The sequence below is a fragment of the Streptomyces sp. NPDC057617 genome (genome assembly GCF_042800555.1).
In the GTDB taxonomy this organism is placed as follows: domain Bacteria; phylum Actinomycetota; class Actinomycetes; order Streptomycetales; family Streptomycetaceae; genus Streptomyces.
In genome coordinates this window covers 251,898-261,220 of record NZ_JBHVGV010000004.1, presented here as the reverse complement: position 1 = coordinate 261,220, position 9,323 = coordinate 251,898, and the positions used below count along the sequence as shown (strand labels likewise).

Below are 9,323 nucleotides of genomic sequence, written 5' to 3'. Positions count from 1 at the left end.
AGGGAGGGGAGGGGGGGGAGAAGAAAAAGAGGACCCCCCCACAAACCCCCCCCCCACAACCCCCCCCCCACCCCCCCCCCCAACAAAGGGAGACCCCCCCCCCCGGGCCGTTGTCAGTGGCAGCCGCCACAATGGGCGGGTGAGTACGACCAGCCTTCCCGCGCCCGACCACTCGCCCCGACTCCGTGCGGCCCTGCTCGCCGCGGACTTCACCGTCGACGGCCTCCTCGACCTGCTCGGCGCGCCCGCGTACGCTGCGCTGGCCCGCAGCGAGACCGTGCCCGCGCTGCGCGCCACCCGTGGCGACACGCCGCTCGACACACTCGTACGGCTCTTCCTGCTCCAGAGGCCGGTCCCGGGGGAGCGCGCGGCGGCCGCGCTGCCGCTGGACGAGGCGCTGGCGGACGGCTGGCTGGTACGGGACGGGGCGGAGGTCCGCGCGACGGTGGATGTCCGGCCGTACGGCGGGCCGGAGGGGCAGGACTGGTTCATCGTCTCCGACCTGGGGCTCGCGGTCGGGGGCGCCTCTGGGGCGAGCGGCCATGACGAGGGGGTGGTGCTCGGCGTCGGCGGCGCCTCGACGACCCTGGCCGGGATCACCGTACGTACCCCCGTCGAGAAGGCGCTCGATCTCGGCACCGGCTCCGGTATCCAGGCGCTGCACGCGACCCAGCACGCCACGCGGGTCACGGCCACCGATCTCAATCCGCGGGCGCTCGGCTTCACGCGTCTGACGCTGGCTCTGTCCGGCGCGCCGGCCGCCGAGTTGCGCGAGGGCTCGCTGTTCGAGCCGGTCGGGGACGAGACGTACGACCTGATCGTGTCGAACCCGCCGTTCGTCATCTCGCCCGGCGCCCGGCTGACTTACCGGGACGGCGGGATGGGCGGGGACGATCTTTGCCGGACGCTCGTTCAGCAAGCGGGCGAGCGGCTGCGCGAGGGCGGCTTCGCGCACTTCCTCGCCAACTGGCAGCACGTGGAGGGGGAGGAGTGGGAGCAGCGGCTGCGCTCATGGGTGCCGGCCGGCTGCGACGCCTGGATCGTTCAGCGCGAGGTCCAGGACGTCACGCAGTACGCCGAGTTGTGGCTGCGGGACAGCGGAGACCACAGGGAGGATCCGGAGGAGTACGCCGCGCGGTACGAAGCGTGGCTGGACGAGTTCGAGTCCCGTAAGACCAAGGCCGTCGGATTCGGCTGGATCACGCTCAGGAAGTCGGGCGCCGAGCGGCATTCCGTTGTCGTGGAGGAGTGGCCGCATCCGGTCGAGCAGCCGCTCGGCGAGACCGTACGGGCGCACTTCGAGCGGCAGGACTATCTGCGCGCGCACGATGACGCGGGGCTGCTCGCCGGGCACTTCGTCCTGGCGCCCGAGATCGTCCAGGAGCAGGTGGGGCTGCCGGGCGCCGAGGATCCGGAGCATGTGGTGCTGCGGCAGCACCGGGGTATGCGGCGGGCGACGAAGGTCGACACGGTCGCGGCCGGATTCGCGGGGGTCTGTGACGGGAGGCTGAGCGCCGGGCGGATCGTGGACGCGATCGCTCAGCTCATGCAGGAGGATCCGGTGCTGCTCCGTGACCGCACGCCGCAGGCGATCCGTCTCCTGGTGGAGGAGGGCTTTCTGGAACCGGCACCGACTTCGGTATGACGGCAGGACGCGACGGGCAGCGCGGGGCACCGGGCGGGGCCGGGCACGGTGCGCACTCGGGCCGCCGTGCGTACTCGGGGCGCCGTGCGTACTCGGTCGGTACGCGCGATCGGGCCGCGGCCCGAGGGCTCCGGGAGCGGCTGGGCGGTCGGCCGCGCGGGCAAGCGGCGCGCGATACGGCAGGGGCCGATGCGGGTACGGGGGTGCCTTGAGGCGGTCCGATCCGGCCGAGTCTGATCCCGGTCCGATCCGACTCGGTCCGGCTCGATCTGGCCTGCACGGGACTTGACCGGCCTCATCCGGAACATCGCCCCGGACCGTATCCGGAATGCTGCCCCGGGCCGTCCGGCGGCGGCCGTCCGGCTGCCGAGGCCGGCGGGACCGGGCCCCGGGCGCGCCTGGTGCCCGGCCGGTGCCGCGGCCTGCCGGACGGCACCTTCGTACCGGCCGGAGCGGGCGGGGGAACGCGTGCGTGGCGTTCACCCGGAATTCGTACCGCTGACGTCCCGGGGTGCCAGCCTCGGCCTCCTGGATCCTTGTCGCCTCATGGGGCGGCGTCGCGCAAGGAGTGAGGTACGGGCATGGAGAGCGGGCCGGCGATCTTCGCGGGGGCGACATTCGCGCTGTTCGGCGCCGGGCTGCTGCTGTGGACCGGGGCACGCGTGCTCCATCGCGCACCCGTCGCCCACGGAATACGGCCTGCGGCGTCCATCACGCTCGCGGCAGTCTCGGGCGTGGTCTTTCTCGCTCTCGGGGTGTGGTGCTTCGGTCGTATCTGATCCCGGTTCTCCGAGCCGGTCCGGAACCTCCGGGCCATGATCGAACGGGTGCGCGCCGACCGCCGCCAGGTGGCTCGACCTGCACCGGACGGGTTTCGGAGCCCCGCGGCCGGGGCAGCTTGAAGCACCCCGGCGGAACCTTCGCCACCGGTTCCCGACGCGACGGGCCCGGGGGTCCGGGCGGCAGGAATGGCTGGAGTCGGGTTACCGTTCGAGTGGCCGTTGCGGGCTTTTGCCGTTTGACACGGGGGCGGGTTGTACCGTCACACTCCGCAGCGAAGCAGCGTCACCGCTGGGCCGTCCGCGCCCGGCCGTGCCGTACGCCCGTACGGTGCCGTACGGGCCCACCGAGCGTCGACCGGAGAGAAGAGCGAAGTTGTCCCCGACCAGCGAGACCGCACACGGCGGCCGCCGACTCGTCATCGTCGAGTCGCCTGCCAAGGCGAAGACGATCAAGGGCTACCTCGGCCCCGGCTATGTCGTCGAGGCGAGCGTCGGGCACATCCGCGACCTCCCGAACGGCGCCGCGGAGGTGCCCGAGAAGTACACCGGCGAGGTGCGCCGCCTCGGTGTGGACGTCGAACATGACTTCCAGCCGATCTATGTGGTCAACGCCGACAAGCGGGCTCAGGTCAGAAAGCTCAAGGAGCTGCTGGCCGAGTCCGACGAGCTGTACCTCGCCACCGATGAGGACCGCGAGGGCGAAGCCATCGCATGGCACCTCCAGGAAGTCCTCAAGCCCAAGGTCCCCGTCAAGCGGATGGTCTTCCACGAGATCACCAAGGACGCGATCAGGGCCGCCGTCGCCAACCCGCGTGAGCTGAACACGCGCATGGTCGACGCGCAGGAGACCCGTCGTATCCTGGACCGCCTGTACGGCTACGAGGTCTCGCCGGTCCTGTGGAAAAAGGTCATGCGCGGCCTCTCCGCGGGCCGCGTGCAGTCCGTGGCCACCCGGCTCGTCGTCGAGCGGGAGCGCGAGCGCATCGCGTTCCGCTCCGCCGAGTACTGGGATCTGACCGGTACGTTCTCCACAGGCCGCGCCGGAGACGCCTCCGACCCGTCCTCGCTGGTCGCCCGGCTGAACGCGGTCGACGGTCGGCGTGTCGCCCAGGGCCGGGACTTCGGCCCGGACGGACAGCTCAAGACCCCCCAGGCGCTGCACCTCGACGAGGCCAACGCCCGCGCGCTCGCCGCCGCCCTGGAGAACGCCTCCTTCTCCGTCCGCTCGGTCGAGTCCAAGCCGTACCGCCGCTCCCCGTACGCCCCGTTCCGTACGACGACCCTCCAGCAGGAGGCCTCGCGCAAGCTGGGCTTCGGGGCGAAGTCCACGATGCAGGTCGCGCAGAAGCTGTACGAGAACGGCTTCATCACCTATATGCGTACGGACTCCACGACCCTCTCCGACACGGCGGTCTCGGCCGCTCGTGCGCAGGTCACGCAGTTGTACGGGGCGAGCTATCTGCCGGACAGGCCGCGCACGTACGCCGGCAAGGTCAAGAACGCGCAGGAGGCACACGAGGCGATCCGGCCCTCGGGCGACCGTTTCCGTACGCCCGCGGAGACCGGACTGACCGGCGACCAGTTCAAGCTGTACGAGCTGATCTGGAAGCGGACCGTCGCCTCCCAGATGAAGGACGCGGTCGGCAACAGCGTCACCGTCAAGATCGGCGGTACGTCGAGCGACGGCCGGGACGTGGAATTCTCCGCCTCCGGCAAGACGATCACGTTCCACGGCTTCATGAAGGCGTATGTCGAGGGCGCGGACGACCCGAACGCCGAGCTGGACGACCGCGAGCGCCGGCTGCCGCAGGTCGCCGAGGGCGACGCGCTCACCGCCGAGGAGCTGTCCGTCGACGGCCACGCGACCAAGCCCCCGGCCCGCTACACCGAAGCGTCGCTGGTCAAGGAGCTGGAAGAGCGCGAGATCGGCCGCCCGTCGACGTATGCCTCGATCATCGGCACCATCCTCGACCGCGGCTATGTCTTCAAGAAGGGCACCGCGCTCGTACCGTCCTTCCTGTCCTTCGCCGTGGTCAATCTGCTGGAGAAGCACTTCGGACGGCTGGTCGACTACGACTTCACGGCCAAGATGGAGGACGACCTCGACCGCATCGCGCGGGGCGAGGCACAGGCCGTGCCGTGGCTGAGGCGCTTCTACTTCGGCGAGGGCGACGACAACGCGGGTCTCGCGTCGGGCGCGGGCAATGGCGACGGAGACCACCTCGGCGGTCTCAAGGAGCTGGTCACGGACCTCGGCGCGATCGACGCGCGCGAGATCTCCTCCTTCCCCGTCGGCGAGGGCATCATGCTGCGCGTCGGCCGGTACGGGCCGTATGTCGAGCGCGGTGACAAGGACGAAGAGGGCCATCAGCGGGCGGATGTGCCTGAGGATCTGGCGCCCGACGAGCTGACGGTCGAGTACGCGGAGGAGCTGCTGGCCAAGCCGAGCGGCGATTTCGAACTGGGCGCGGATCCGGTGACGGGCCATCAGATCGTGGCGAAGGACGGCCGGTACGGGCCGTATGTCACCGAGATCCTCCCGGACGGCACCCCGAAGACCGGCAAGAACGCGGTCAAGCCGCGTACCGCCTCGCTCTTCAAGTCCATGTCCCTGGACACGGTCACGCTCGACGACGCGCTCAGGCTGATGTCACTCCCGCGGGTGGTCGGCAAGGACGCCGAGGGCGTCGAGATCACCGCGCAGAACGGGCGGTACGGCCCGTATCTCAAGAAGGGCACGGACTCGCGGTCGCTGGAGACCGAGGACCAGCTCTTCGGCATCACGCTGGACGAGGCGCTGGCGATCTACGCGCAGCCGAAGCAGCGGGGGCGGGCCGCGGCCAAGCCGCCGCTGAAGGAGCTGGGTACGGACCCGGTGAGCGAGCGGCCGGTGGTGGTGAAGGACGGGCGTTTCGGGCCGTATGTCACGGATGGCGAGACGAACGCGACCTTGCGGACCGGGGACAGCGTCGAGGAGATCACTCCGGAGCGCGGGTACGAACTGCTCGCGGAGAAGCGCGCCAAGGGGCCGGCCAAGAAGACCGCGAAGAAGACGGCCAAGGCTCCGGCGAAGAAGGCCCCGGCCAAGAAGGCGACGACGGCGAAGAAGGCCGCGGCGAAGACGACGGCGTCCAAGACGGCGGCTGCGAAGACCGCGGCGGCGGCCAAGAAGACGGCGTCCGCGAAGGCGGCGGCGTCGGCGAAGACGGACGAGTGACGGAGCGGGACCGGGACCGGTAGGGCGCGCGTCGGCTGGGTGCGGGGGCTGGTCGCGGGGCGGCTGGCTGGTTGCGGTGCGGCTGGTTCAGGGGGCGGCGGTCGGTCCGCGTTGTCGCGTTGCTGCGGGCGATGGGCGCCCACATGTTCGGACGGGGACACCAGGGAGTCAACAGCTCCCGATAGGCTGGCCGAATGACGCGAGCCGAGCAGCCAACGGTCGTGAGCCCCACCTCCGACTCCGACGCACTTGCCGCAGACTCACGAGAGCGTGCCGTGCGATCTCTGCTGCGCCTTCCTCCGCTGAGGCGGTTGTGGGGCGCGCAGTTCGCCGGCGGCGTCGGCGACGTACTCGCCGTACTCGTGCTTCTGCTGCTGTCGTTGCAGGCGGCGATCGCCGAGGGCTCGTTCGGAGCGGGATACCGGGGCGCGGCGTTCGCCGTCGCGGCGGTGTTCGGCGCCCGGGTTCTCGCGACGCTGCTTTTCGGGGCGGTCCTGCTGGGGCCGCTGTCGTCGCTGATCGCGCCGGGCAGCGGGGTACGGTCCGCACGGTCTTCGGCTTCGGCTGCGGCTGCGCCCGTGGACGAAGCGGCCGCTGGGACGGGTGAGGCGGGTGGGGCGGCCAAGAAGCGGGCCAAGGACGCCAAGCAGGCCAAGGACGGTGGGCCGCTGGACCGCCGCTGGACGATGATCGTCGCGGATGTACTCCGCCTTGTGCTGCTCATCATCGCGCCGCTGTGGCTCGACTGGTCGCCGGAGCGCGCGCTTCCGATCCTCCTGAGCACCGTCTTCGTGCTGGGTGTGGCCGAGCGGTTCTGGACGGTCGCCAAGGAGAGCGCCGCGCCCGCCCTGCTGCCGGCCCCGCCGCTGGAGGGCGCTACGGTACGGCCGCTGCCCGACCACCTCGACGCGCTGCGCCGCCTCTCCCTCCGTACGACCTTCGCCGCGGTGCCCGTCGCGGCGGCGGTCCTGCTGGTGGCCACGCTCGTCGGCAGCTTGATTGGTACGGGCGTCGACTGGTTCTCGCTGCATCAGGCGGCGCTCGGCTCGTATGTCGCGGCGGGGCTGTTCGCCGCGTCCGTGTCCACGCTGTACTTCCTGGAGCTGCCGGACGGGCATACGCCCCGGCCGCGGTCGCCGCTCGAAGGCCTGCGCCGGCCGTCCGCCGTGGGCGGTGCTGGTACCGGTACGGGTGTCGGCGTGGGCGCTGACGGTGTTGATGGCGGCGGTGCCGGCGGTGCCGGTGGTGGTGGCCGGGACAAGGGGCGTACGGGTGCGCTGCCCCTGCTGGTCCTCGCCTGCGGCGCGATCGCGGCGGCCATCGCGTCCGCCGTGGCGGTCTCCGTACTGCACGCCAAGGACCTCGGCGGCGGCCCCGTCGCCTTCGCCCTGCTGGTCCTGGCCCTGACCGGTGGTACGGCGCTGGGTATCCGCAGCGCCGCGAAGGTGCTGCCCGCGCTGTCCCGGCGGCGTCTGTTCGCGCTGGCGATCGCCGTCACGGGTATCGCGCTGCTGGCCATGGGGCTGGTGCCGGACACGGCGACTGTGCTGTTCCTCGCGCTGTTCGCGGGCTTCACGGCCGGGGTCGTGGCGAGTACTGGCCACGCGCTTATCGACCTGGAGGCGGAGGAGTACCGTCGTAATCGAGTCACCGAACACCTGCAAGCCGTCGTAAGGGTCTTTGTCGCACTCGGCGTGGTTGTCGCCCCCCTCGTCGCCGCGGCCATCGGCCCGCACCGCCTCGCCAATGGAACCTTTGTCTTCGCGCACGACGGCGCGGCCTTCACGCTGATGTTGGTAGGCGCGCTGTTGCTCCCGGTCGCGGCGGTCGTCCTGGCCAAGACGGACGACCGTTCAGGGGTGCCGCTGCGTCGCGATCTCCGCGACGCACTGCGCGGTGGCGCCGATCCGGCGCAGGCTCCCGCCAAGAGCGGCTTCTTCCTCGCGGTCGAGGGAGGAGACGGCGCCGGCAAGTCGACCCAGGTCGAGGCGCTGGCGGAATGGATCCGTGCCAAGGGCCACGAAGTGGTGGTCACCCGCGAGCCAGGAGCCACGCCCGTCGGCAAGCGCCTGCGCTCGATCCTGCTGGATGTGTCGAGCGGAGGTCTGTCGAACCGCGCGGAGGCGCTGCTGTACGCGGCCGACCGCGCCGAGCATGTCGACTCCGTCGTGCGCCCTGCCCTGGAGCGTGGCGCGATCGTCATCTCGGACCGCTATATCGACTCGTCCGTCGCCTACCAGGGCGCGGGGCGCGATCTCTCGCCGACCGAGATCGCCCGTATCTCGCGCTGGGCGACGGACGGGCTCGTACCGCACCTGACCGTGCTGCTCGATGTCTCGCCGGAGACGGCACGCGAGCGGTTCACGGAGGCGCCGGACCGGCTGGAGTCCGAGCCGGCCGAGTTCCATCAGCGGGTACGGTCGGGCTTCCTGACCCTGGCCGCCGCCGACCCGGGGCGTTATCTGGTCGTGGACGCCGCTCAGGAGCCGGAAGCAGTCACCACGGTCGTACGGCACAGGCTCGACCAGATGCTGCCGCTCTCCGAGGCCGAGGTGAGGGCCCAGGAGGAGGCGCGGAAGGCCGCCATCGAGGAGGCCCGGCGCAGGGCGGAGGAAGAGGCCGCGCGCAAGGCCGAGGAGGAGCGGCTGGAGCGCGAGCGCCAGGCGCAGCTCGCCAAGCTCCGCGCCGAGGAAGAGGAGCGCAAGCGCCGCGAGCTGGAGGAGGAGCGGCAGCGCGAGGCCGAGCGGCAGGCGGAGGAGGCCAGGCAGCGTGCCGAAGAGGCGCGACGGCTGGCCGAGGAGGAGCGCAAGCGGCGGGAGGCCGAGGAGCGGGCCTACGAAGCGGAGCAGGCGCGGCTCAGGCGGCAGGCCCAGGAAGAGGCGAGGCTGCGCGCGGAGGCCGAGGAGCGGCGTCGCGAGAAGCAGCGCAGGGCGGAGGAGTCGCTGCTCCGGGCCGAGGAGGCCCGGCGGCTGGCGGAGGAGGCAGAGGCCTCGTCTGCTGGAGGCTCTGGGGTCGCGGGGACTGGTGGGGCTGGCGGGACTGGCGAGGTCACCGGGAGCGCCGGGACTTCGAGTCCTTCTGCTTCTGCCGGCTCCGGGATTTCGCCGAATGAGATCACGGTGCCGACGCGCCTCGTGAAGCAGCCGGTCGCCTCGGACGATGTGACGCAGGAGGTTCCGGCGGTACGACCGTACGACCTGCGCAAGACGGAGGTGCCGGACGCCGAGAAGACGGCCGTCATCCCGCAGGTGCCGGAGCGGTCCGAGCGGCCCGAAGTGCCTGGCTGGGCGCGTAAGGCCGATGAGACCGCCGTACTTCCGCCGGTACGGGACGTTCCGGTGCGGGACGGGGAGCGCGGTACTGATCAGCCCGTACGGGACGCCGATCCGGCGGACCGGGTGCCGCAGGGCTTCTTCCGTGAGGACGAGGCCGCTCCGCGTGGGGACGGCGGCAATGAACGTACGCGGGAGCTGCCGCAGTTCGACCCGCAGGACAGTGCGGTACGGGAGCCGGAGCCGCGGTCGGATCGCCCGCGCCGCCGTTCGGACTGGGCTGAGGAGACTCCGCTGGACGATCTTCCGAGCCTGGCGGACGAACTGCTGGGCCCGCACGAGGACGATGACGAGCCCGACAGCAGGCGCCGTCGCCGGTAGACCGGTGCCGGCTCGCGTTGCCCGTG

4 protein-coding genes are annotated in these 9,323 nt (G+C 71.5%); all 4 read left to right on the top strand.

Features of this window, described 5'->3' with window-relative positions:
• Positions 1-139 precede the first annotated feature (139 nt).
• The 4 genes from ACFU9P_RS12755 to tmk all read left to right on the top strand — a co-directional run bounded on the left by ACFU9P_RS12755 (position 140) and on the right by tmk (position 9,297).
• Positions 140-1,645, top strand: coding sequence for a methyltransferase (locus ACFU9P_RS12755; protein WP_376383908.1), 1,506 nt, complete (start codon positions 140-142; stop codon positions 1,643-1,645).
• Positions 1,646-2,226: 581 nt separating this feature from the next.
• Positions 2,227-2,424 carry a hypothetical protein gene (locus tag ACFU9P_RS12750; protein ID WP_384079495.1) on the top strand — a complete coding sequence of 66 codons (198 nt, stop codon included), beginning with the start codon at positions 2,227-2,229 and terminating at the stop codon, positions 2,422-2,424.
• 376 nt (positions 2,425-2,800) lie between these two features.
• A complete protein-coding gene (gene topA, locus ACFU9P_RS12745) occupies positions 2,801-5,644 on the top strand; it encodes a type I DNA topoisomerase (RefSeq protein ID WP_384079492.1) in 2,844 nt (947 codons plus the stop codon).
• Between the two features lie 194 nt (positions 5,645-5,838).
• Positions 5,839-9,297, top strand: coding sequence for a dTMP kinase (tmk, locus tag ACFU9P_RS12740; RefSeq protein WP_384079489.1), 3,459 nt, complete (start codon positions 5,839-5,841; stop codon positions 9,295-9,297).
• Positions 9,298-9,323: the final 26 nt, after the last annotated feature.